General features: G+C 45.3%; 20 protein-coding genes and 1 pseudogene. 13 read left to right on the top strand and 8 right to left on the bottom strand.

Annotation, left to right across the window (positions count from 1 at the left end):
* Positions 1–47: 47 nt before the first annotated feature.
* Complete coding sequence (locus BGM27_RS20710; protein ID WP_003154659.1) at positions 48–173, bottom strand: hypothetical protein; 126 nt, start codon at positions 171–173, stop codon at positions 48–50.
* A 100-nt stretch (positions 174–273) separates the two neighbouring features.
* Here BGM27_RS20710 and BGM27_RS02530 point away from each other — a divergent pair, with 100 nt between their 5' ends.
* The 9 genes from BGM27_RS02530 to BGM27_RS02490 all read left to right on the top strand — a co-directional run bounded on the left by BGM27_RS02530 (position 274) and on the right by BGM27_RS02490 (position 11,043).
* The gene (locus BGM27_RS02530) at positions 274–1,239 is read left to right on the top strand and encodes a LacI family DNA-binding transcriptional regulator (RefSeq protein ID WP_007409597.1); all 966 of its coding nucleotides are present in this window, start codon (positions 274–276) and stop codon (positions 1,237–1,239) included.
* A 50-nt stretch (positions 1,240–1,289) separates the two neighbouring features.
* The gene (gene glcT, locus BGM27_RS02525) at positions 1,290–2,156 is read left to right on the top strand and encodes a glucose PTS transporter transcription antiterminator GlcT (RefSeq protein WP_096335139.1); all 867 of its coding nucleotides are present in this window, start codon (positions 1,290–1,292) and stop codon (positions 2,154–2,156) included.
* A 230-nt stretch (positions 2,157–2,386) separates the two neighbouring features.
* The gene (gene ptsG / locus BGM27_RS02520; protein WP_007409599.1) at positions 2,387–4,483 is read left to right on the top strand and encodes a glucose-specific PTS transporter subunit IIBC; all 2,097 of its coding nucleotides are present in this window, start codon (positions 2,387–2,389) and stop codon (positions 4,481–4,483) included.
* A 96-nt stretch (positions 4,484–4,579) separates the two neighbouring features.
* A complete protein-coding gene (locus BGM27_RS02515) occupies positions 4,580–4,846 on the top strand; it encodes a phosphocarrier protein HPr (RefSeq protein WP_003154654.1) in 267 nt (88 codons plus the stop codon).
* Positions 4,846–6,561 carry a phosphoenolpyruvate--protein phosphotransferase gene (gene ptsP / locus BGM27_RS02510; protein ID WP_007409600.1) on the top strand — a complete coding sequence of 572 codons (1,716 nt, stop codon included), beginning with the start codon at positions 4,846–4,848 and terminating at the stop codon, positions 6,559–6,561. Before BGM27_RS02515 ends, ptsP begins: the two co-directional genes overlap by 1 nt.
* Positions 6,562–6,648: 87 nt before the next feature.
* Entirely contained in the window at positions 6,649–6,888 is a 240-nt protein-coding gene (splA, locus tag BGM27_RS02505; protein ID WP_003154646.1) for a splAB operon transcriptional regulator SplA, read from the top strand.
* Positions 6,889–6,972: 84 nt separating this feature from the next.
* Positions 6,973–8,001, top strand: a complete 1,029-nt coding sequence (gene splB / locus BGM27_RS02500; RefSeq protein ID WP_007409601.1) for a spore photoproduct lyase — start codon at positions 6,973–6,975, stop codon at positions 7,999–8,001.
* 126 nt (positions 8,002–8,127) lie between these two features.
* Positions 8,128–10,095, top strand: coding sequence for a methyl-accepting chemotaxis protein (locus BGM27_RS02495; RefSeq protein WP_007409602.1), 1,968 nt, complete (start codon positions 8,128–8,130; stop codon positions 10,093–10,095).
* Positions 10,096–10,176: 81 nt separating this feature from the next.
* Positions 10,177–11,043, top strand: a complete 867-nt coding sequence (locus BGM27_RS02490) for an NAD(P)-dependent oxidoreductase (RefSeq protein ID WP_007409603.1) — start codon at positions 10,177–10,179, stop codon at positions 11,041–11,043.
* A gap of 32 nt (positions 11,044–11,075) precedes the next feature.
* Here BGM27_RS02490 and BGM27_RS02485 read toward each other — a convergent pair whose 3' ends face one another.
* Positions 11,076–11,852 (bottom strand): CAP domain-containing protein, encoded by a 777-nt coding sequence (locus tag BGM27_RS02485; RefSeq protein ID WP_007409604.1) that lies wholly within the window; start codon positions 11,850–11,852, stop codon positions 11,076–11,078.
* 336 nt (positions 11,853–12,188) lie between these two features.
* On the opposite strand from BGM27_RS02485, the gene BGM27_RS02480 reads away from it, so the two are divergent.
* Together BGM27_RS02480 and BGM27_RS02475 are read left to right on the top strand one after the other, a co-directional pair.
* The gene (locus BGM27_RS02480; RefSeq protein ID WP_007409605.1) at positions 12,189–14,321 is read left to right on the top strand and encodes a peptidoglycan D,D-transpeptidase FtsI family protein; all 2,133 of its coding nucleotides are present in this window, start codon (positions 12,189–12,191) and stop codon (positions 14,319–14,321) included.
* 177 nt (positions 14,322–14,498) lie between these two features.
* The gene (locus BGM27_RS02475; RefSeq protein WP_007409606.1) at positions 14,499–16,319 is read left to right on the top strand and encodes a PAS domain-containing protein; all 1,821 of its coding nucleotides are present in this window, start codon (positions 14,499–14,501) and stop codon (positions 16,317–16,319) included.
* Here the strand turns inward: BGM27_RS02475 and BGM27_RS02470 are convergent.
* Positions 16,300–17,513, bottom strand: a pseudogene (locus BGM27_RS02470) (aminotransferase A). The gene BGM27_RS02475 and the pseudogene BGM27_RS02470 sit on opposite strands and share 20 nt — an antisense overlap.
* A gap of 200 nt (positions 17,514–17,713) precedes the next feature.
* Positions 17,714–17,875, bottom strand: coding sequence for a hypothetical protein (locus BGM27_RS02465; protein ID WP_007409608.1), 162 nt, complete (start codon positions 17,873–17,875; stop codon positions 17,714–17,716).
* Positions 17,876–18,063: 188 nt separating this feature from the next.
* Here BGM27_RS02465 and cheV point away from each other — a divergent pair, with 188 nt between their 5' ends.
* Positions 18,064–18,975 (top strand): chemotaxis protein CheV, encoded by a 912-nt coding sequence (gene cheV / locus BGM27_RS02460; protein ID WP_007409609.1) that lies wholly within the window; start codon positions 18,064–18,066, stop codon positions 18,973–18,975.
* A gap of 42 nt (positions 18,976–19,017) precedes the next feature.
* Here cheV and BGM27_RS02455 read toward each other — a convergent pair whose 3' ends face one another.
* The 4 genes from BGM27_RS02455 to BGM27_RS02440 all read right to left on the bottom strand — a co-directional run bounded on the left by BGM27_RS02455 (position 19,018) and on the right by BGM27_RS02440 (position 22,405).
* A complete protein-coding gene (locus BGM27_RS02455) occupies positions 19,018–19,482 on the bottom strand; it encodes a YkyB family protein (protein WP_003154622.1) in 465 nt (154 codons plus the stop codon).
* A gap of 122 nt (positions 19,483–19,604) precedes the next feature.
* The gene (locus tag BGM27_RS02450) at positions 19,605–20,897 is read right to left on the bottom strand and encodes an MFS transporter (protein ID WP_007409610.1); all 1,293 of its coding nucleotides are present in this window, start codon (positions 20,895–20,897) and stop codon (positions 19,605–19,607) included.
* 75 nt (positions 20,898–20,972) lie between these two features.
* Complete coding sequence (locus tag BGM27_RS02445) at positions 20,973–21,467, bottom strand: L,D-transpeptidase family protein (RefSeq protein WP_095284082.1); 495 nt, start codon at positions 21,465–21,467, stop codon at positions 20,973–20,975.
* A gap of 74 nt (positions 21,468–21,541) precedes the next feature.
* Positions 21,542–22,405, bottom strand: coding sequence for a metallophosphoesterase (locus BGM27_RS02440; protein WP_007409612.1), 864 nt, complete (start codon positions 22,403–22,405; stop codon positions 21,542–21,544).
* 144 nt (positions 22,406–22,549) lie between these two features.
* On the opposite strand from BGM27_RS02440, the gene fadH reads away from it, so the two are divergent.
* The gene (fadH, locus tag BGM27_RS02435) at positions 22,550–23,314 is read left to right on the top strand and encodes a 2,4-dienoyl-CoA reductase (RefSeq protein ID WP_007409613.1); all 765 of its coding nucleotides are present in this window, start codon (positions 22,550–22,552) and stop codon (positions 23,312–23,314) included.
* Positions 23,315–23,346: the final 32 nt, after the last annotated feature.

Genomic DNA, 23,346 nt, shown 5'->3' with positions numbered 1-23,346 from the left:
GATAAAAAAGGACGGTTCTGGAACGCAGCGTCCTTTTTTATCACCTTTTAAATGAAAAAATCATCAAAATGCTGAAATGGTTTGATGTCATGCTTTTCATTCAGGGGCCGCAGGGCAAGGTAACTGCCGCCGAGTATGGCGAGACACAAACCGATTAAGCAAAGAATCCCCATCGCTGTTCTTCTCCTTTCAAACGAATAGGCTGTTTCTGTTTCTAGCTTACTGTATGAAACGCATTCCAGATCAAGGGAAAAAAAGAAAGGGGGGGACGCAATGGCTACGATCAGAGACATTGCCGGCGCTGCCGGGGTTTCCGTTACAACGGTATCAAGAGTTTTAAACGATCATCCTTATGTAAGTAAGGACAAAAGAGAAAGAGTGAAAAAAGCGATGCAATCGCTCGGATATACGCGCAACATTCATGCTGTGCATTTATCAAAAGGTTTTTCCGATATGATCGGCGTTGTGCTTCCGTCGGTGAATCTTCCGTATTTTGCAGACCTTGTTGCAGGTATTGCCGAGGCTGCCGAAGCGTCAGGCGTGCATCTTTCTTTATACCAGACAGATTATCAGCAGCAAAAAGAACGTTTTGCCTTATCACAGTTACAGGAGCGCCAAGTGGACGGCCTGATTATCTGCTCCAAAGCAATTCCTGATGAACATCTGCTTACCGTGAAAGAACCGCTCATCCTCTGCCAGTACACTGATGCGGCGGGGCTTTCCTCCATCAGTAATCCGCATCGGGAAGCATTTCGGCACGGTCTGGATTATCTGATAGAAAAGGGACACCGGAAAATAGCGATCAGTCTGGCCAGAAAAAAGGGAAAAAACAGTCAAGTACGCATTGCCGCATACAAAGAGGCGCTCAAGAAGATCGGGGAGCCTTACAGGGAAGAGCTGGTTGTGGAAAAGGCGCTGACGCTGCTTGACGGGAAAGCCCTTTTTCATAGATGGAAGAGCTGGGATGACAAACCGACTGCGCTGTTTGCGGCGAATGATCAAGTATCCGCAGGTCTTTACCTTGAAGCCAAGGCAAACGGGACGCGCATCCCGGAAGAGCTTGCGATTTTGAGCATCGACAATCATGATATCAGCAAGATGTTAGGTATTTCCACAATAGATATACAAACAAAAGAAATGGGAAAGCAGGCTTTTCACATGCTTGAGAACCGGATCAGCGGCGGGCCTCCGGCAAGGAAAGTTCTTGATTACCGCCTTATTGAACGATCAACCGTCTAAAAAAAGAATTGACGCGCTTTCCGTTCGTTTTGTACGATATGAGGTATTGAATGACAAAGGAGCTGAGGATCATGAAGGGGTCCTTTACAGTTGAAAAGGTATTAAATAACAATGTGCTCATCGCAACACATGATAGATACAGTGAGGTCGTCTTAATCGGAAAAGGGATCGGCTTTGGAAAAAAACAAGCGGATGTCATTGAAGATAAAGGGTATGACAAGATGTTCATCTTAAAGGATGAAAAAGAACAAAAACAATTTAAAAAGCTCCTCGGTTATGTGGACGAGACACTTGTCGACATCTCCAATGACGTCATTTATCATATCAAGAAGCGGACAAGCCAAGCGTTAAATGAGCATATCCATATTGCGCTGACTGACCATATTGCCTTTGCGGTAAAGCGGCTGCAGCAGGGTTTTGACATTAAAAACCCGTTTCTCATGGAAACCGAAACGCTTTATCCGGAAGAATTCCAAATTGCCCGTGAAGTCGTCGGCATGATTAATGAAAAGACGGGAATCTGTCTTCCGGAAGGAGAGATCGGCTTTATCGCTCTGCATATCCACTCCGCCCTGACGAATCGGCCCCTTTCAGAGGTCAATCAGCATTCACAGCTGATGTCCCGGCTCGTTCAGGTGATTGAGGAATCTTTCCAGATGAAAGTGAATAAAGAAAGCGTCCACTATTTGCGGCTGATCCGGCATATCAGATTTACCATAGACAGGATTAATCGGGAAGAGCAGACAAAAGAACCAGAAAAGTTAATGTTATTATTGAAAAATGAATACCCGCTATGCTACAATACTGCTTGGAAACTGATAAAAATCTTGCAGCAAATACTGAAAAAACCAGTTCATGAGGCGGAAGCGGTTTATCTCACGCTTCATTTGTACCGATTAACCAATAAAATTTCATAATTTCAGTTGAAACCTTAAAAACGTGTCACTGATTCGATCAGGCATGAGTGATTGAGGGTAAAAAACGGGAAGAACGGTCCCGTTATTTTGCACACCCTTTTTACTCATGCCTTTTTTGTTGTGTAAAAGGGCAAATGTAAACGGTTAAACTGAAGACTTGCGCCAGTGAATTCGTTGTCATGAATTTTCGCTGTAAGGTCACACTAGCTAACAGAGGAGGTACATCTTTTATGTTTAAAGCATTATTCGGCGTTCTCCAGAAAATCGGCCGTGCTCTTATGCTTCCGGTTGCGATTTTACCGGCTGCGGGGATCTTGCTTGCGTTAGGGAATGCCATGCAGAACAAAGATATGATTCAAGTCATGCACTTCTTAAGCAATGATAACGTTCAGCTTGTGGCGAATGTCATGGAAAGCGCCGGCCAAATCGTATTTGACAACCTGCCGCTTCTTTTTGCAGTAGGGGTTGCGATCGGTCTTGCCAACGGAGACGGTGTTGCCGGAATCGCGGCTATTATCGGATACTTGGTCATGAACGTATCCATGAGCGCCGTGCTTATGGCAAACGGCAGTATTCCGTCTGACAAAATTGAACGGGCAAAGTTTTTTGCGGAAAACCATCCGGCCTATATTAACATGCTGGGGATACCCACTTTGGCGACGGGCGTGTTCGGCGGTATTATCGTCGGGGTTCTGGCCGCGTTATTGTTTAACAAGTTTTATAAAATTGAACTTCCGCAGTACCTCGGATTCTTTGCGGGTAAGCGGTTCGTCCCGATTATCACATCAATTTCCGCATTAATTCTCGGTCTTATTATGTTAGTGATCTGGCCTCCGATCCAGCACGGTCTGAATTCCTTCTCCACGGGTCTTGTGGAAGCGAATCCAACCTTGGCGGCCTTTATTTTCGGGATGATTGAGCGGTCATTGATTCCGTTCGGTCTTCATCACATTTTCTACTCGCCGTTCTGGTATGAATTTTTCAGCTATAAAGATGCGGCCGGAGACATCATCCGCGGAGATCAGCGGATTTTCATGGCTCAGATCAAAGACGGCGTACAGCTGACGGCGGGAACATTTATGACGGGGAAATATCCGTTTATGATGTTCGGTCTTCCGGCGGCAGCGCTTGCAATCTATCATGAAGCGAAGCCTGAAAAGAAAAAACTTGTAGCCGGAATCATGGGTTCTGCCGCTCTGACAAGTTTCTTAACGGGAATTACCGAGCCGCTTGAATTCTCATTCTTGTTTGTGGCTCCTATCCTGTTTGCGATTCACTGCGTATTCGCGGGACTTTCCTTTATGGTTATGCAGCTGCTGCATGTAAAAATCGGTATGACCTTCTCAGGCGGTCTGATTGACTACTTCCTGTTCGGAATTCTGCCTAACCGGACGGCTTGGTGGCTTGTCATTCCGGTCGGCTTAGGATTAGCCGTCATTTACTACTTCGGTTTCCGGTTTGCGATCAGAAAGTTCAATCTGAAAACGCCGGGCCGTGAAGAAGAGGCTGCGGATGAAGGTGCGGGCGCCTCAGGCGAAGCCGGCGACCTTCCTTATGAAATCCTGCAGGCAATGGGTGATCAGGAAAACATTAAGCACCTTGACGCTTGTATCACGAGACTTCGCGTTACGGTCAACGACCAGAAGAAAGTGGATAAGGCCCGTCTGAAACAGCTTGGCGCCTCAGGCGTTCTTGAAGTCGGAAACAACATTCAGGCCATTTTCGGCCCGCGTTCTGACGGTTTAAAAACACAGATGCAGGATATTATCGCCGGACGCACGCCGCGCCCTGAACCGAAAGTATCCGCGCAAGAAGAAGTCAGCCAGCAGGTTGAAGAGGTTATCGCAGATCCGCTCCGAAACGAGCAGGGTGAAGAAGTGTTCGCTTCTCCGATCACCGGCGAAATCCATCCGATTACCGATGTGCCTGACCAGGTGTTCTCAGGAAAAATGATGGGTGACGGTTTTGCGATTCTTCCTGAAGAAGGAATCGTCGTATCGCCTGTCCGCGGAAAAGTGCTGAATGTTTTCCCGACAAAACATGCGATCGGCCTTCAGTCTGACGGCGGAAGAGAGATCCTGATTCATTTCGGAATCGACACAGTCAGTCTGAAAGGCGAAGGATTCACTTCTTTTGTTTCTGAGGGTGACCGGGTTGAACCGGGGCAAAAGCTGCTTGAAGTTGATCTTGAAGCGGTTAAACCTCATGTTCCTTCATTAATGACACCGATTGTCTTTACAAATCTTGCCGAGGGTGAAGCGATTTCCCTTTCGGCCGAAGGTACCGTAAAACGGGAACAAAAAGATATTGTGAAAATCGGAAAATAAGCATATAAATACGCCGTGCTTGTCAGATGACAAGTACGGCTGTATGATATAATATTGTGTAGTAAAATAGCTTTAATTTAAAGGAGAATGATAATCATGGCACAAAAAACATTTAAAGTAACAGCAGATTCCGGAATCCACGCTCGTCCTGCGACAGTTCTTGTACAGACTGCAAGCAAATACGATGCTGACGTAAACTTAGAATATAACGGCAAAACAGTAAACCTTAAGTCAATCATGGGCGTTATGTCTCTAGGTATCGCTAAAGGCGCTGAAATCACAATTTCCGCTTCAGGCGCTGACGAAAACGATGCTCTTAACGCTTTAGAAGAAACAATGAAAAGCGAAGGACTCGGCGAGTAATGCAAGAATTAAAAGGAATAGGCGCTTCAGCCGGAATTGCGATTGCGAAAGCATACCGGCTTGAAGAGCCGGACTTAACGGTTGAAAAGAAAAACATTGCTGATGCTGCGGCTGAAGTAAGCCGTTTTGATGAAGCGATTGTACGTTCTAAAGAAGAGCTTGAAAAAATTAAAGAGCATGCTTTAAAAGAACTGGGACAAGACAAAGCTGACATTTTCTCCGCGCACCTTTTAGTTCTGAGTGATCCTGAGCTGTTGAACCCGGTAAAGGAGAAAATCAGCACAGATTCAGTCAATGCTGAATTCGCTTTGAAAGAAACAGCTTCCATGTTCGTTACTATGTTTGAATCAATGGATAACGAATACATGAAAGAGCGTGCGGCGGATATCCGTGACGTAACAAAACGTGTGACGGGGCACCTGCTGGGCGTGGAAATTCCGAACCCGAGCATGATCTCAGAAGAGGTTGTTATCGTGGCTGAAGATTTGACACCGTCTGATACGGCGCAATTAAACCGTCAGTTTGTAAAAGGTTTTACAACTGATATCGGCGGACGCACTTCACACTCCGCGATCATGGCCCGTTCGCTTGAAATTCCGGCTGTCGTCGGCACAAAAGCGGCTACAGGGACAATTGAAAACGGTGTTACGGTAATCGTAGACGGCATCGATGGTGATGTGATCATCGATCCTTCCAGTGAAACGTTAAAGAAATATGAAGAAAAGCACAGTGCTTACCTGGCGCAAAAAGCTGAGTGGGCGAAGCTCGTCAATGAACCGACTGTTTCTAAAGACGGCCATCATGTAGAGCTTGCCGCAAATATCGGCACACCTGACGATGTAAAAGGCGTTCTTGAAAACGGAGGAGAAGCTGTAGGGCTTTACCGTACGGAATTCCTTTACATGGGACGCGACCAGCTTCCGACGGAAGACGAGCAGTTTGACGCTTATAAAACGGTTCTTGAGCGTATGGAAGGAAAATCAGTTGTCGTGCGGACATTGGATATCGGCGGCGACAAAGAGCTTCCTTACCTGCAGCTCCCTAAAGAAATGAACCCGTTCTTAGGCTACAGAGCCATCCGCCTTTGCCTTGAAGAGCAAGAAATCTTCAGAACTCAGCTTCGTGCGCTGCTTCGTGCAAGTACATACGGAAACTTAAAAATCATGTTCCCGATGATTGCGACAGTAAACGAGTTTAAACAGGCGAAAGCGATTCTTCTCGAAGAAAAAGAAAAACTCGTCGAAGCCGGCGTAGCGGTTTCTGACGATATTGAAGTCGGTATGATGGTAGAGATTCCGTCTACAGCCGTTATCGCAGATCAGTTTGCCACAGAAGTTGACTTCTTCAGTATCGGAACAAATGACTTGATCCAATACACGATGGCTGCTGACCGCATGAACGAGCGCGTAGCTTATCTGTATCAGCCATACAATCCGGCGATTCTCCGTCTGATCACCCTTGTTATTGAAGCCGCTCACAAAGAGGGCAAATGGGTCGGCATGTGCGGAGAAATGGCGGGAGACGAAATTGCGATTCCGATTCTTCTCGGCTTAGGCTTAGATGAGTTCTCGATGAGCGCTACATCCATCCTTCCGGCAAGAACGCAGATCAGCAAGCTTTCTAAAAAAGAAGCTGAATCATTCAAAGAAACAATCTTGTCTATGAGCACGACAGAAGAGGTTGTCGCATTCGTTAAAGAAACATTCAATAAGTAATACAAAAGCCAGACGGTGTAAGCCGTCTGGTTTTTTTCATATTCGGAAAAAAGGGGGGAACAATAACTTTCAACAGGAGGGATTATCATGACAAAATCATTTGCAGCGGGGGATACGGTCTATGTGATTTACCGCAATCCGCATGCCGCCAATGTTGCCCATATTAAAGAGGCGGAGATCGTCCATCACCCGTATCATGAGGGAGAACTGTCTCTGTTTTTATACGAAACCTATCATCCGCTGGCCGAAGATGACGCGGTCTTTTCGACATATGAGGAAGCGGAAGCGCTTTACAGCGAGCTTTTTGAAGAAGACCGGTATCATTGATCAAAGGAAATGTTTACAACGCATATTCACTCTCTTTTAAACGGAAAGTAACAACATGAGAATATGTAAAGGGAGTGTCTGTCTATGCTGAAGCCGTTTGTGCCCCAGCTTGTTTATATTGAACCGAGAGCGCTCGAATACCCGTTAGGAAAAGAGCTGAAGAATAAGTTTGAAAACATGGGGCTTGAGATCAGAGAAACGACATCGCATAATCAAGTCCGGAATATTCCGGGAAAAAATCACTTGCAGCAATACCGGAACGCGAAATCAACATTGGTAATCGGCGTCCGGAAAACACTGAAATTCGATTCTTCAAAGCCGTCCGCCGAATATGCCATTCCGTTTGCGACGGGCTGTATGGGGCATTGCCACTATTGCTACCTGCAGACGACGATGGGGTCAAAGCCCTACATTCGGACATATGTCAATGTGGAAGAGATTCTGGATCAGGCTGATGAGTATATGAAAGAACGGGCGCCGGAATTTACAAGATTTGAAGCCTCTTGTACGTCTGATATCGTAGGAATCGATCATCTGACACATACATTAAAAAGAGCCATTGAACATTTCGGACAAAGCGAATTGGGACAGCTCAGATTCGTGACTAAATTTCACCACGTCGATCATTTGCTTGATGCAAAACATAACGGAAAGACTAGGTTCAGATTCAGCATCAATGCGGATTATGTCATTAAAAACTTTGAACCGGGAACTTCTCCGCTCGACAAACGGATAGAAGCCGCCGTTAAAGTCGCTAAAGCGGGCTATCCGCTCGGTTTCATCGTGGCGCCGATTTATATTCACGATGGCTGGGAGGAAGGCTATAAGGAACTGTTTGAGAAACTTGATGCGGCGCTTGATGAAGACGTTCGGCATGACATCACATTTGAACTGATCCAGCACCGTTTTACAAAACCGGCCAAACGGGTGATTGAGAAGAACTATCCGAAAACAAAGCTTGAGCTTGATGAAGAAAAGCGCAGATACAAATGGGGTCGCTACGGAATCGGCAAGTATATATACCAAAAAGACGAAGAGCATGCTTTAAGGGAAACACTGGAATCTTATATCGAAACCTATTTCCCGAAAGCGAAAATCGAATATTTTACGTAAGGCGGAGCTGTCGGTACGACGGCTCTTTTTTTGCTGCGCCAAATGGCGGAAATGTTTGATATTTATTTCAAGGTTTATTCATTTTCTTGGCCGAAAGACCGATATAACTCTCAGGAGGGGATGGTTATGTTTAAAAAAATGCACATCAAAATTGCTGTGTTTGTATCGGCAATGCTTATCGTAACGGTTGTTTTTTTAACGGTTTCTTCATATTTGACATTAAAGCCGATGATGACGGAGGAAGCAAAACGTACGACAGAGAATGTCACCAATTCACTCGGTCAGAACATTGAGCTTCAGCTGAAAAATGATGAGACCGTATTAATGAGATTAGCAGGCGGTGAATTGTCCCGGTCTTTTTTATCAGATGGGAACAAAGAAACCGCGCGGCTTTTTAACGATGAGTTAAAACAGATCGGACAGAATGACAAATATGTCGCGCTTGCGTACGTCGGAACCGCAAACAAACAAATGTTTACATATCCAAAGGCCGACTTTGCCAAAGACTATGATCCGACAAATAGAACGTGGTATAAGATGGCGGCCGAAAAACCCGATAAGGTTGTCTGGACTGACCCTTATAAAGATGCAGTGACGGGAGACATGATCGTGACGGCGTCAAAAGCCATTCAAAACAGCGGAACCGTCGTCGGAGTGGCGAGCTTAGATCTGAAACTGTCCTCCATTCAGAGCATGGTCAACGAGCAAAAGGTACCATATAAAGGATTTGCGTTTTTGGCGGATGAAAACGGCTCTCTTCTGGCGCATCCGGAAAAACAGGGAAAAAATATTTCGGAAGATCAGACGTTAAAAGACATCACTACGGATAAAGAAGGCATCAAAGAGCTGCAGGGGAACATGGTCGTCTACCAAACGGTAAAAGAAACAGGGTGGAAAGTCGGAACGCAGTTTGAAAAAGATCAGCTGATGGGAGTAGCCGACAAAATGAACACGGTGAGCATTTTTATGTCACTGATCGCCCTTGTGATTACGATCGGACTCAGCTATTTCCTTGCAAAAACGATAACCGGGCCGATTCAGCAGCTGATCGCGAAAACAAATTCGGTCTCAGCGGGAGATTTAACCGTCCGCGCCCGGACGAAATCAAAAGATGAAGTAGGCGAGTTAACAAAAGACTTTAACCAAATGGTTGAAAATATGAAAGAGATGGTCGAACAGGTTAAGGCCTCCTCAGAAAATGTGTCTGATACATCTGACCAGCTAACCGTCATTTCACAAGAAACAAATGAAACGAGCGGACAAATCGCAAAAGCGATAGAGGAAGTCGCCGCCGGAGCGACAGAGCAAGCGTCAGAGGTTGAGACGATCAATGAAAAATCAGAAAATCTCTCGGTCAAAATAAAAGGAATCGCAGATCGCGCAGGCAGCATAAAACAACTCTCAAAATCTTCAGAGGATGCCAGCTACAAAGGACTGGACGCGCTCGGGCAGCTGCTGATGAAGTCAAACGAAGCCAATTCAGAAACGAAAAAAGTAGAGGCAATGCTGAATGACCTGGAAGAACAAACGAAAAACATAGAAGAAGTCGTGACGGCAATATCCGCCATTTCAGACCAGACGAACCTCTTGGCGCTGAATGCGAGCATTGAAGCCGCAAGAGCGGGAGAAAGCGGCCGGGGCTTTGCCGTCGTCGCGGAAGAAGTCCGCAAGCTTGCTGAACAATCAGCTCTTTCTTCCGGCCATATCAGTGAGACGGTCCGTCTGATTCAATCAGAGACAAAAGAAGCGTCACACGCGATGATTGAGGCAAGCAGAATGAATGATGAACAAAACAGCGCCATTCATGAAACGGGTGAGGTCCTCAATCTGATTACGACGGAAATGCAGTCTCTCGTTCAAGGTATAGATCATATTTACAATGACATTCAAAAAATGAGTGAAGAACAAGCCGCGATTCAAGAAGCGATTCAAAGCATCTCCGCCATTTCTCAAGAATCTGCGGCAGCGGCGGAAGAAGTGAACGCTTCTACTGATGAACAGCTCGTTACGCTTGAAAAAGTGAAGCAATCGACTGATATGTTAAAGAGCGCAAGCGAAGATCTGATCAGCGCCATTTCTAAATTCACCTTGTAATGCGGTCTCTATCAGCCTATAATATGGTAATATAGACATGAAAGAATAATATTATGAATCGCATCAGGGGAGGAAAGCGCAGTGAACAAAACGGTCGGATTTATCGGTTTGGGCGTCATGGGAAACAGTATGGCATCGCACATTTTAGAAGCGGGCTATCCTGTTTTAGTCTACACGCGTACGAAACAAAAAGCGGAAGAGATTCTGAATAAGGGAGCGGTCTGGCAGGAGACGGTCAAAGACCTTTCAGAGAAAGCTGACATTATTATTACCATGGTCGGCTATCCGAGTGATGTCGAGGAAATCTATCTCGGCGAAAACGGCATTCTCCGGCACGCAAAAGAAGGGGCGTTTGTCATTGACATGACGACATCAAAACCGTCTCTGGCGAAAAAGATTGCGGAGCAGGCCAAAGAAAAGTCCATTCACGCCTTGGATGCACCCGTTTCCGGCGGAGACATCGGCGCGCGGAACGGAACGCTTGCCATTATGGCCGGAGGAGAAAAAGAAGCGTTTGAAGCATGCCTGCCGCTTTTCTCCGTTATGGGGGAAAACATTCAGTATCAAGGGCCGGCCGGCAGCGGCCAGCATACGAAAATGTGCAATCAGATCGCGATTGCAGCGGGAATGGTCGGAGTGGCTGAAGCGATGGCTTACGCTGAAAAATCCGGTCTGAACCCGGAACAAGTGCTGAAAAGCATTACAACCGGAGCTGCCGGAAGCTGGTCATTGTCCAACCTCGCTCCCCGTATGCTGAAAGGCGATTTTGCACCAGGATTCTACGTGAAACACTTTATTAAAGACATGGGAATCGCCCTTGAAGAAGCGGAGCTGATGGGAGAAGAAATGCCCGGATTGGCACTTGCCAAATCATTATACGACAAGCTTTCCGCGCAAGGTGAAGAAAACAGCGGAACTCAAAGTATTTATAAGTTTTGGGTGAAATAAAAAAGATTGCCCGGAGGGGCAATCTTTTTTATTTATTTTCCGATAAATTGCTGTGTCCAGATGTTTCCTGATTCTACGTAACCGACACCGATTTGAGTGAACTCAGGATTCATGATGTTCTTTCGGTGGCCTTCACTGTTCATCCAAGCTTTAACGACAGCTTCAGGAGTCGGCTGTCCTTTGGCGATATTTTCACCGGCGGTTTTATAAGTGATTCCGAAAGACTTCATCATATCGAAAGGTGAGCCGTAAGTAGGGCTTTGGTGATCGAAATAGTTTTTGTCTTTCATATCTTGTGATTTTGCGTGAGCTGATTTGCTTAGTTTATCATCAATCTGCAGAGGTTTTAAGCCTTGCTTTTGTCTCTCTGCATTTGTCAATTCAACGACTTTCTTTTCGTACGCACTGACAGAAGAAGGAGTTTTCTCGCTGCTGTTGTTTGTGTTATCTGTCTGCTTTGCATTGTCAGCCGTCTGGTTTTGATCGGCTTTCGGTTTTTCGGCAGCTGCCGGTGCCGTTTTTGCCGGTGTTTCTTTTTGAACGTCTTTAACTGTCATATCAGAATTCTTTGCGTGTTTTTGCAGCTGCTGTTTCAGTTCTTTCTCATTTTTAACGTTCAGCTGTTTCACGCTCGTTTTCATATGTAGTTTTTCAATAGCCTCTTGAAGAGTCAGATGCTGTACAGTGTTTCCTTTTTTCACGGTAACGACGTGCTGGCATGACAGCTCTTTGGCAGATGCCTGCTGAATGCCTCCGAATGTAATTAAACTGACTGCCGCGGCGGCAGATAAGAGAAATGCTTTTTTCATAGTTAATAGCCTCCCAGAGAAGTTTTTTTCTACATGAAAAATCTTATCACAGCTTTTTTGTCATAATGCAGGCAGCCATTTCCTTTGACAACAAACGTTTGTCATAATTGTAATTGAGCACAGAAAAATGGCTTTATATCAGGAAAAACGATCTGTATTTATTTTTTAAAATCCGTTACATCTCTTCAAATTATTTGAAGTGTTAGATATATTTTAAGATAATTTGATCTTGACAGTTTTTTTTACCCGTTTTCGCTGTAACAACTTTTACAAAAATGTTACAATTAAAATCTGTTTATGTAAATATATTCAATGATTTGAGAGGTGTAACAGAAAGTGGCTGAAGTCGCGCGCGAACCAAAGAAAAAAACGAAACGTTACAGAGCGCTGAGAATGAATCTCTATTTTTTGATTGTTTTTCTTCTCTTTACGGCACTGATTTTTAAACTCGGCATCGTCCAGATTGTCGAAGGGGATAAACACCGCCAGGATGCGGAGAAGGCAAATGCAAAAACCGCCTATTATCCGACACCGCGGGGAAAGATGTATGACAAGCGGAACAGAGTGGCGGTTGATAACCAGGCTGTGCCTGAAATTGTATACGTTTCTACCTCAAAAACCTCGGCAAAGGACAAATTGAAAACGGCAAAAAATCTCGCCGCACTGATTCATATTGATACTGAATTTATGAAGGATCGAAATATCATTGATTACTGGCTTGCCGCACATCCGAAGAAGGCGGAAAAGCTTATGAAGGATTCAGAAAACAGCCTGAAATCCCAAGAAGTATACAAACGCCAGATTGAACGCGTCCCGAAGCAGGAGATTGATGCGATCAAAAAAAATAAAAAAGAGCTGGAAATCGCGGCGATTTATACGCGTTTTTCAAGCGGCAACGCCTATCAGCCGCAAGTCGTCAAATCAATGGACCCGAATAAGCTGAACGGAAACGGAAACAGCGGTTCACTGCTTGACGAGCATGAAAACAACAAGCAAAAACCAAAAAGCGACCTGACATATGAAGAAGTTTCCGTCGTATCCGAGCACCTGAAAGAGCTCCCCGGCATTGACGTGATCAATGACTGGACGCGGAAATATCCGTACGATAAAACGCTGTACTCTCTGTTCGGCGGTGTGACGACACCGGAACAGGGATTGTTGGGCGAACGGAAAGATTATTATGTCACAAGAGGCTACTCACTGAATGACCGGGTGGGTAAAAGCTACATTGAATATCAGTATGAAGACTATTTAAACGCACATAAAGAAAAAGTAGAGTATGTGGAAAACAGCAAAGGTGAGGTCGTCAGCCAAAAGCCCGTCGATGAAGGCAGCAGAGGCTACGATCTTCAGCTCTCGCTCGATATGGAATTACAGTCGAAAGTCGAAAAAGTCATTGAAAAAGAGCTGAGAAGAAGCCGCGCCGCGGGCAACTTTATGGTTGACAGAGGATTTGCCGTCATGATGGACCCGAACAACGGGGATATTCTCTCAATGGCGGGGAAACGCATCGATCTCGAAACAAATAAAACACAGGATTTTGCGATCGGATCATTTACGACCCAATATGAGATGGGCTCTTCTGTTAAAGGAGCGACTGTTCTCGCGGGTTACCAAAGCGGCCTCCCGCATTATAAAACGTTTGTCGATGCACCGCTTGTATTTAAAGGCGACACGAAAAAACAATCGTGGACACAAATGGGAGCCATTACTGAGCTGACTGCGCTGCAAAGAAGTTCAAACGTATATATGTTTCATGTGGCCATGCATATCGCCGGCATTACTTACGTCCCGCACGGTACGCTGCCTGCCGGATTAGACGATATTAAAAAAATGCGCAACTACTACGCCCAATTCGGTTTGGGTGTGAAGACCGGGATTGATCTTCCTCAGGAATCAGCAGGCATGCAGTCAAATCCGCAATTGGTCGGGGGATTACTGCTGGATTTTGCGATCGGACAGTTTGATACGTATACGCCGCTTCAAATGGCTCAATATATTTCAGCCATCGCAAACGGCGGGTATCGCGTCCAGCCGCGGATCGTCACAAGCATTCATGAACCGGACAGCAAAAATAAGATTGGAAAAGCGATTGAACAGCGAGATATTAAAATTTTGAACAAAGTAAATAACAGTCCGAGCGATTTTGATCAGGTTCATAAAGGAATGAAATTGGTTACAAGCTCATCTCAAGGAACGGCTTATTCAACATTCCAGGGGTCCGGCGCTGATGTTTCCGGAAAAACGGGAACTGCGCAGACGCGCTATTACGGCACGAACAAAAACTGGTGGGGGAAAGACACTTATAACCTGACCTTTGTCGGCTATTATCCGTCAGAACATCCACGAGTGGCATTCAGCGTCGTCGTACCGACTGTTCAGGATGATCACGATCCCGTCAGCAAAAACATTGCCAAAGGAGCAGTTGACGCTTACAAAGAGCTTGAAAAGAAATACAATAAAAAATAACAAATGAAAGGGCGGCCGAACATCTCGTGCGCCCTTTCTTTCATTCAGGAAAATTGACGTTCACAATAAGAATAGAAGGAGAATGCTCATTTTTTAGCGAATCAATCTAGTGGAATTTCTTTTTATATCAGTCCGTGTCCAGCCTGCAGTGCGAGTATAATGCAAAGGAGGGATTCTGTGGAACAGGATACTCAGCATGTCAAACAGTTTCAATCGAAAACCGATCTTCATGCCGTTTTGACGTCTAACGGGCGTATTATGTATATTTCTGCAAACTGCAAATCGTACTTCAGTTATTCTCAGGAAGAGATGATCGGGTCATTTCTCAAAACGTTCCTGCATGAAGAAGATCAATTTTTGGTTGAAAGTTACTTCTATAATGAGCATCATTTGATGCCTTGCACCTTTCGTCTTATTAAAAAAGATCATACCATCGTATGGCTTGAAGCGGGTGTGGAAATTGTCACACCGCAAATGGAGGGGACGGATCGGGAAATCATCCTCAAAATCAAGGTGCTTGAGGAGAAGACGCCCCGCCGGCCTTATATGTATGAACAAAAGAAGAAAAAGGCAGAACAACAGTCGGAAGATGCGGCTGGAAACGGCGAATTCGAGCGTCTTGTCGAAATGCTGCCGAATCCTTTATATGTCAGCATCAACGGCACAATCGCCTACGCCAACAACGCGATGCTTGCCATGCTGGGAGCCGAGAGCAAAGACGAGGTAATCGGCAGGCGCTCTTATGAATTTATTGAAGAAGAGTATCACGACATTGTGAAAAACCGAATTGTGCGGATGCAAAAAGGAATGGAAGTCGGAATGATCGAACAGACGTGGAGAAGGCTCGACGGCACGCCCGTTCATTTAGAAGTGAAGGCGGCACCGACGACATATAAAAATCAGCGGGCGGAATTGCTGCTTCTGATTGATATTTCTTCACGGAAAAAATTCCAAACGATTCTGCAAAAAAGCAGAGAGCGTTATCAGCTCCTCATTCAGAATTCAATTGATACGATCGCCGTGATTCACAATGATAAATGGGTATTCATGAATGAGTCGGGCATTTCGCTGTTTGAGGCTGAAACATATGAAGATTTAATCGGGAAAAACGTCTATGATCAGCTTCATCCCTGTGATCATGACGGCGTGAAACAGCGGATCCAAAATATTATCAACCGAAAGACCGAGTCAGAAATTATTAAGCAATCGTGGTTTACCTTTAAAAACCGGCTGATCTACACGGAAATGGTCTGCATTCCGACGACGTTTTTCGGAGAAACGGCCGTGCAGGTCATTCTGCGTGACATTTCTGAGCGGAAACAGACGGAGGAATTAATGCTGAAGTCGGAGAAGCTGTCTATCGCAGGGCAGCTGGCGGCGGGAATCGCTCACGAAATCCGCAATCCGCTGACGGCGATCAAAGGATTTTTACAGCTCATGAAGCCGACGATGGAGGAAAACGAACATTACTTTGAAATTGTGTTTTCTGAACTGAGCAGAATCGAATTAATTTTAAGTGAGCTTTTAATGCTTGCCAAACCTCAGCAAAACGCCGTGAAAGAGCGTGTAAACTTAAAGAAAATTATAAGTGAAGTGACCGCTCTTTTAGAGACGCAGGCAAATCTTAAAGGGATTTTTATCAAAACGGATTACGAACATGACAGCATGTATATTAACGGTGATCAAAATCAGCTGAAACAGGTGTTTATCAATCTGATTAAAAATGCCGTTGAGTCGATGCCGGATGGGGGAACGGTTCACATCATCATGACAGAAGATGAGTATTCCGTTAATGTGACGGTGAAAGACGAGGGTGACGGGATACCGGAAAACGTGCTGAAACGAATAGGCGAACCGTTTTTGACAACGAAAGAAAAAGGAACCGGCCTGGGGCTGATGGTCACATTCAACCTTATTAAAAACCACCAGGGAGCTATCCAAGTAGACAGCAAACCGGACAGAGGCACGGCCTTTCATATTACATTCCCGAAACAATAAAAAACAACGGCGTTATGCCGTTGTTTAAATAGTCTGTATGGATTCTCTCGTTTTTAAAATAAATGCTTCCAGCCGGTCCAAGCCTTCTCTCAATGTATCCAGTGAATATGCGAATGACAGCCTCACATACCCTTCACCCAACTTTGAAAACGAGCTGCCGGGCACAAGAGCCACACCTGCATCCTCTAAAAGAGCCATACTAAAATCAAACGATGACATTCCGAATGACTTAATGGAAGGGAAGATATAAAATGCGCCTGACGGCTTTACGACGTCAAGCCCCATTGAAACAAGACGGTCATATACATAGTCAAGCCGCTTTTTATACTGTTCTCTCATAATAAGCGCATCATCAACACCGTTTGTCACCGCTTCAAGAGCCGCTTTCTGAGAGATTGAAGACGCGCATGTCACACTGTATTGGTGAACTTTTAAGATGTGCTTGGCAATTTCTTTCGGTGCGAAAATGAAACCGATTCTCCAGCCCGTCATGCTGTGCGATTTTGACAGGCCGTTGATGACGATCGTCTGGTCTCTCAAATAAGACGCAATCGAATAATGCGGTTTGTCATAGGTTAATTCGCTGTAAATCTCATCAGACAGGACAAAAACATTTCTGCCCTTCAGGACGGCTGCGATGTTTTGCAGCTCTTCCTCAGACAATGTCACTCCGGTCGGGTTTGACGGATAAGGAAGAATGACGCATTTTGTTTTTGGTGTCAGCGATTCTTCAATGAGCCGCGCCGTCAGCTTAAATCCGTGTGTCGTCGTATCCACATGGACCGGAACGGCGCCCGACATGCGGATGATCGGTTCGTAGCCCGGATATATCGGTCCGGGGAGAATAACTTCATCGCCCGGAGATAAAATCGTCCGCAAAGACGCGTCAATCGCTTGGCTTGCCCCGGTTGTGACGATGATTTCAGTTTCAGCTTCATAATTCAAATCAGCTTTTTTCTTCATATAAAGCTGTACGGCCTGTCTCAGCTCAAGGCCGCCCGCATTCGGAGTATATGCCGTTGCGTTCTCGTCGATTGCCTTTTTGGCAGCCGCTTTGACATGGTGCGGCGTGAAGAAATCCGGCTGACCGATCGTAAGCGAAATGACATTGTCGTGCTGAGCTACAAGATTTGAGAATTTGCGAATTCCTGAAATTTCAATTTCTTTTACATTCGGATTAAGCAAATGTTCCATAATTCATCACCTTATACTATATATTGAGTTTATCCTATTTTACCACTAGCTGAGCATTTGTCATCTTTTTATTGAACTATCCCGAGTATATGTCCGATATGTGAAAACATACCTTCTTTCAGAAAAAAATAAGACAACCAGCTGAAATGATTGTCTTCATTGTATCATGATCTATCTATTGTGATATGTGGCGAATGTCATTAATACCCGTATTCAAAGCTGACGTCTTCCCGCCATAAGATGTATGGAGCGGGCTTGTCGGGACGCTCTTTCGCCTCTTTTTTCATTTGCAGGTAAGCCGTTTTGCTGATATCTTCTAACACCGTCATTTGATCTTGGTCGAATATGACTACTGTACCCATTTATTACACCCTTCTTCCTGAAAAATCCTTGACTATTTTACCACTCGATGTCAAAAAGTCAATGGGATATCAGAAAAAAGCATCTTTTTATAAAGAGTTCATGGCCAGTTGGATCGAATACATTCACTTTTTCCGTTTACAGCCGATATATACAGTACAATACTGAATGCGGATAGCGAGGGATTGAATTGTCTTTACAACAATACGATATTTTATTGGATTCAGGCACAAACGAATTAGAAATCGTCAAATTTGAAGTAGGTGTCAATACATTTGGCATAAATGTGATGAAAGTCCGGGAAATCATTCAGCCGGTAGATGTCACATCTGTGCCTCAGTCTCATAAAGACGTAGAAGGGATGATTAAGCTGAGAGGCGAAATTCTTCCCGTCATCAGTCTGTATACCTTTTTCGGCGTTGATGCCGAAGGAGCAAAAGACGATAAATATATCGTAACGGAATTCAACAAGCGGAAAATCGTCTTTCACGTCGGTTCCGTTTCACAAATCCACAGGGTGTCCTGGGAGGCGATTGAAAAGCCGACTTCCTTGAACCAGGGGATGGAGCGGCATTTAACGGGAATCATCAAACTGGAAGACACGATGATCTTTCTGCCTGATTATGAAAAGATCATTTATGATATTGAATCGGCATCCGGAGTTGAGACTTATCATGTCCATCAGGAAGGATTTGATGAAAGACGGGCGGGTAAAAAACTGATCATCGTTGAAGATTCGCCGCTTCTGATGCGTCTTTTGACGGATGAGCTGACTGAGGCGGGGTACAGTGAAATCGTTACGTTTGAAAACGGAAAAGAAGCGTATGATTACGTCGTGGAACTGACGGATAACGGAGCAAACCTGTCAGACCATATTGACATGATTATCAGTGACATTGAGATGCCGAAAATGGACGGGCATCGTTTGACGAAGCTCCTTAAGGATAACCCGCAAAGCTCTGATGTGCCGATTATGATTTTCTCGTCCCTGATTACAGACGACCTGCGCCACCGGGGCGAAGTCGTCGGAGCGGATGAACAGATCAGCAAGCCTGAAATCAGCGAGCTCATTAAAAAAGTGGATACGTACGTGATTGAATAGAAAAAAGCCGATGCATGACGCATCGGCTTTTTTGCGGCGGAATTAAAAATAACTCTCACCAAGTTTTTTAAATACGGGTTTATGATAAGCGGGCTGCTGCCTGTTGGCGGCAAGCGGTTTTTCCTTTAAGCCCACATATTTTTGCAATACGTTTTTCGCTTTTGTCAAAGACATTTGTGCTTTAGGATTACGGTACGATTGATTTAACGTACCTAAATGCGGAAGATGCTGGAAGTCTTCTTTTGTTGGAGGCATGTGAAAATAGTAGTCTCCGATAGAGATAAGTACGTCTGACTGCTGTTGGCTAAACCTGGGATTATTTGAAAAGTGAAGCCCTATTTTTTTCCCTTTGCCTTCTTTCACAAGCTTTTGTAATGCCCGTTTTTTCAGCAGATAAAGGTATTTAGGGTTGGGGGCGGTTTTTGCATGGCGGTTCACAGTATAAACAGCTTTTGAAAGATTCTCGATGGTTGGCTGCAGCTCTTTCGAATAAGCGTGGTCGTCCATTATTTCTCTCCTTTGCATTGATCAAGTTCATATATAGATTATACTTTTTTAGCGTTGAAATGCAAATATTGATTATAAAAATACGCCTTTTTCTGATGAAAAGGGCGCATTTTTTTCCTTTATTAGACAGGATTCGCATGTTTTTCAGAATCAGCCTTTAATGATTGTTGCACATCGACCTCTGCTGCCTCGGCGCTGTATTTCGGAAGAGCGATAAAATAGAACACAAATACCGCTAAAATCACGATTCCCATGCCGTAATAAAGGTAATCAATATTGGTAACGAATTTCGGAAATAACAGGGCAACCAGTCCGAGTGTAATCGATTGGGCAAACATCATAAAAGGATCCTGCCAGCCGCTGACCCGGCCCATTATTTTCGGATGAACGATTTTCGGCATCCAGCCGCCGATGGCGATATTGACAGGGCCGATGCACATGCCGAGGACGAAAGCCGCCATATAATAAATCCACAGCTTATCCGTATAGCCGAGGACAAAAATGAGCAGTCCGGCTGCCAAAATAGGAATCGACATCAAATGATGCGGTTTGACTTTTTTTGCGATCATCGTTCCGATCACACTTCCTGCAAGCAGGCCGAAGCCGAGTGCGACGGTGAAGATGGAAGTATGTGATTCGTAATGATCAGGCGCAAGTCCGTATTTCATCGTAAACATCGGCAGTACGGCAAAGCCGCCGTTGACAAAACCAAAGATAAAAAAGCCGAAAATAAGGGAAGCAAGCAATTTGTTTTTAACAATATATACGATCCCTTCCTTAAAATCAGCGACCGAGTCTTTCAGAAACGAATCTCCCCATTTAAAAGGGCCGTTCGGCTGACGGGCTTCTTTCGGAATGCGGCACGCGCGGATCAGAAAGCCTGATACAATAAAGCTGACAAAATCAAGGATAATGGCTCCGTGAATACCGATCGTTTTATACATAAACGCGCCTATACCGACGCCGAAAACCATGAAGATGCTGAACAGGATCTGGTTAAGTCCCGCCGCTTTCGCGTAATGCTCCTTAGGCAGAATAGCTTGTACAAGGCTGGCTTCCGCCGGGAAAAAGAACTTGGTCACGGCGCTTCTGATGAACAAAATACAGAACACGAGAGGGATGCTCCCGGTGTATAATGCGGCAAACAATACGATCGTCAGTCCGGCTCTGATCCAGTCACAATTCTCTGCGACCTTTTTCCTATCAAGCCGGTCAGCTGCGACACCGACAATCAGAAATACGAAAACTGTCGGCAGTGAATACATCAGCTCAGCCAAAGTCGTGTATGCCGGCTGGTTTGAAAAATGGTCCAGCAAGTAAAAAGCGAAAGCCATATTACCTACAGTCGTTCCCATTTGAGAAGCGAGTGCTGCGAAAAAGAGACGGACAAAATTGCGATTTTTAAATATATCCATAAACACGCTCCTTACCCTAAAGGTCCCACTGTAATATATTATCATCAGCTCGTTCCATTAACAAATAAGATCTTTCTATCTTATAATAGTCACCCTTGTTCCATTAGGAACGGCAGCGGCAAGTTCAGTGACGTCCTGATTATACATCCGGATGCATCCTTTTGATACCGCTTTGCCGATGGAGGAAGGATTATTTGTTCCGTGAATGCCGTAATGAATTTTAGAGAGGCTGAGCCAATAAGCGCCGAACGGGCCGCCGGGCTTAGGCTGGCGGTTCACGATGTAAAATTCTCCGGTCGGCGTGGTCGTCAATATTTTTCCGACTGCGATGGGATACGTACGGATGAGCCTGCCAAGGCGGTATAACTCCAGTTTCTTCGCTCCGATATACACGATGATGGAGTAGGGAATGGTGGATGGGTCGGGAAGATTCGGTATGATAATATGCTGTCCCGCGTATATGACCGATTGGATTGAGGGATTTGCCTGAAGGAGAGCAGCAGTGCTTATTCTGAAGTCTTGCGCAATGCTTGAGATGGTTTCTCCTTGTTTCACTTGATATGTCAGCAGTTTCATCACCCTCCTTTTTGCTCTTTTCCATATACATATTACGGAGGGGGTGTCTGTGCATCAGGATAAAAGTCTTATTTTTGCTCGGTTTTCAATGTGAACAGCGTGATTTCCGGTCTGGCTAAAAATCGATACGGCAGTCTTGTCGTACCGAGCCCGCGATTGACGTAAACGCCTGTGTCATGCAGCGTATACATGCCGTCGGTATACGTTTTTCCGTAAGGAGGCGTAATAAGAGGGCCGAAAAACGGGAGCTGGACCTGGCCGCCGTGAGTGTGTCCCGACAGCTGGAGGTTTACGGGATATCCGCCTATCTTGAGAGCGGCATCAGGCTCGTGGACGATTAAAATGGAAAACGCATCTTCGGAAAGGCGTGACAGGGTGCCTTCATAATCGGGTTTTCCGAGCATTACATCATCCAAAAACGCGAATTCAATCCGGCTTCCATCTGTCAGCTGCACCTGACGGTAGCCGTTTCGAAGCACTTGAAAATCAGCCGCTTCCATCAGAGCCTTGTACGTGTTCGTACCGTAGCCTCCGTGGTCATGGTTTCCGTAAACACAAAGTTTGCCGAAGGGAGCTTCAAGATTTTGCAGCACGGCGAGTGCATGCTGGTGATCATTAAATAAATGCGGCTTATCAATTAAATCTCCCGTAAAGATGAGCAGATCGGGTTTCAGCTGATTGATCTTTTCCGCTGCTTTATTCAAGTCACCGGATGTAAACACATCACTGAGATGCGTATCGCTGAATTGAACGATTTTAAAATTGTCAAAACCGCGGGGGATCAGGCGGCTGGTGATTGTATGCCGGGTGATCTCAATCATGCGCGGTTCAATATACCGGGCATAGCCGTAACCTCCGCAAGCCATTGCGAGAGCTGTACCCAAAATGCCGAATCCTCTTTTTAAAAATGTTCTTCTGGTCATTTTCTCCATATGTAAAACCAACCTTTGTCAGAGTTGTTCTATTATATCATCAGCTTGGCTGAAAAATCCCTTCTCAGCATGTAATGACGCGGAAAGACATCTGTGATAAAATTATGAATGATTATTCATTCAATAATAAGGGGTGGGTTTGTTATGGATAAGAAAGCGGTAATCATTACAGGCGGATCAAGCGGCATGGGAAAAGCAATGGCGAAAAAACAGGCTGAATTAGGATGGCACGTCATGGTGACAGGGAGGAACCATGAAGCACTTGAGGAAACAAAAAAAGAAATTGAGACCTTTGAGGGGCAGGTCGCCTGTTTTCAAATGGATGTCCGTTCTGATTCCGCCGCTTCAGACATGATGACAGAAGCGAAAAAAGTCTTTGGCCGGCTCGATGCGCTGATTAACAATGCGGCCGGCAACTTTATTTGCCCGGCAGAGAAGCTGACGCCCAATGGATGGAAAGCTGTTATTGAGATTGTTTTAAACGGCACATTTTTCTGCAGCCAAGCAGCGGCAAGGCATTGGATCGAGCAGGAGCAGAAGGGCGTCATCTTAAATATGGCCGCTACATACGCATGGGGAGCGGGAGCGGGTGTCGTTCATTCCGCTGCAGCCAAAGCGGGGGTATTGTCACTGACAAGAACGCTGGCCGTTGAATGGGGGAGCAAATACGGCATCCGCACAAACGCGATAGCCCCCGGCCCGATTGAACGGACAGGCGGTGCGGAGAAGCTGTTTGAATCGGAAAAAGCGGTGTCCCGCACTATGAACAGTGTGCCGCTCGGCCGGCTGGGCACACCGGAAGAAATCGCCGCGTTGGCAGCGTTTTTGCTATCTGATGAAGCGTCCTATATAAACGGGGATTGTATCACAATGGACGGGGGTCAATGGCTGAATCCTTATCCGTTTTAATTTTTCATATATTGATTATTTTGCAAAACAAG

The sequence above is a fragment of the Bacillus sp. FJAT-27001 genome (assembly GCF_019039175.1).
GTDB lineage: Bacteria > Bacillota > Bacilli > Bacillales > Bacillaceae > Bacillus > Bacillus velezensis.
Note: the sequence above shows the minus strand (reverse complement) of the source record. Positions and strands in the feature narration are given on the sequence as shown.

What these genes read in the sequence shown, in the direction of transcription:
- BGM27_RS20710 (WP_003154659.1), bottom strand. Translation starts at nt 173, where the DNA reads ATGGGGATTCTTTGCTTAATCGGTTTGTGTCTCGCCATACTCGGCGGC.
- BGM27_RS02530 (WP_007409597.1), top strand. Translation starts at nt 274, where the DNA reads ATGGCTACGATCAGAGACATTGCCGGCGCTGCCGGGGTTTCCGTTACA.
- glcT (WP_096335139.1), top strand. Translation starts at nt 1,290, where the DNA reads ATGACAAAGGAGCTGAGGATCATGAAGGGGTCCTTTACAGTTGAAAAG.
- ptsG (WP_007409599.1), top strand. Translation starts at nt 2,387, where the DNA reads ATGTTTAAAGCATTATTCGGCGTTCTCCAGAAAATCGGCCGTGCTCTT.
- BGM27_RS02515 (WP_003154654.1), top strand. Translation starts at nt 4,580, where the DNA reads ATGGCACAAAAAACATTTAAAGTAACAGCAGATTCCGGAATCCACGCT.
- ptsP (WP_007409600.1), top strand. Translation starts at nt 4,846, where the DNA reads ATGCAAGAATTAAAAGGAATAGGCGCTTCAGCCGGAATTGCGATTGCG.
- splA (WP_003154646.1), top strand. Translation starts at nt 6,649, where the DNA reads ATGACAAAATCATTTGCAGCGGGGGATACGGTCTATGTGATTTACCGC.
- splB (WP_007409601.1), top strand. Translation starts at nt 6,973, where the DNA reads ATGCTGAAGCCGTTTGTGCCCCAGCTTGTTTATATTGAACCGAGAGCG.
- BGM27_RS02495 (WP_007409602.1), top strand. Translation starts at nt 8,128, where the DNA reads ATGTTTAAAAAAATGCACATCAAAATTGCTGTGTTTGTATCGGCAATG.
- BGM27_RS02485 (WP_007409604.1), bottom strand. Translation starts at nt 11,852, where the DNA reads ATGAAAAAAGCATTTCTCTTATCTGCCGCCGCGGCAGTCAGTTTAATT.
- BGM27_RS02465 (WP_007409608.1), bottom strand. Translation starts at nt 17,875, where the DNA reads ATGGGTACAGTAGTCATATTCGACCAAGATCAAATGACGGTGTTAGAA.
- BGM27_RS02455 (WP_003154622.1), bottom strand. Translation starts at nt 19,482, where the DNA reads ATGGACGACCACGCTTATTCGAAAGAGCTGCAGCCAACCATCGAGAAT.
- BGM27_RS02450 (WP_007409610.1), bottom strand. Translation starts at nt 20,897, where the DNA reads ATGGATATATTTAAAAATCGCAATTTTGTCCGTCTCTTTTTCGCAGCA.
- BGM27_RS02440 (WP_007409612.1), bottom strand. Translation starts at nt 22,405, where the DNA reads ATGGAGAAAATGACCAGAAGAACATTTTTAAAAAGAGGATTCGGCATT.
- fadH (WP_007409613.1), top strand. Translation starts at nt 22,550, where the DNA reads ATGGATAAGAAAGCGGTAATCATTACAGGCGGATCAAGCGGCATGGGA.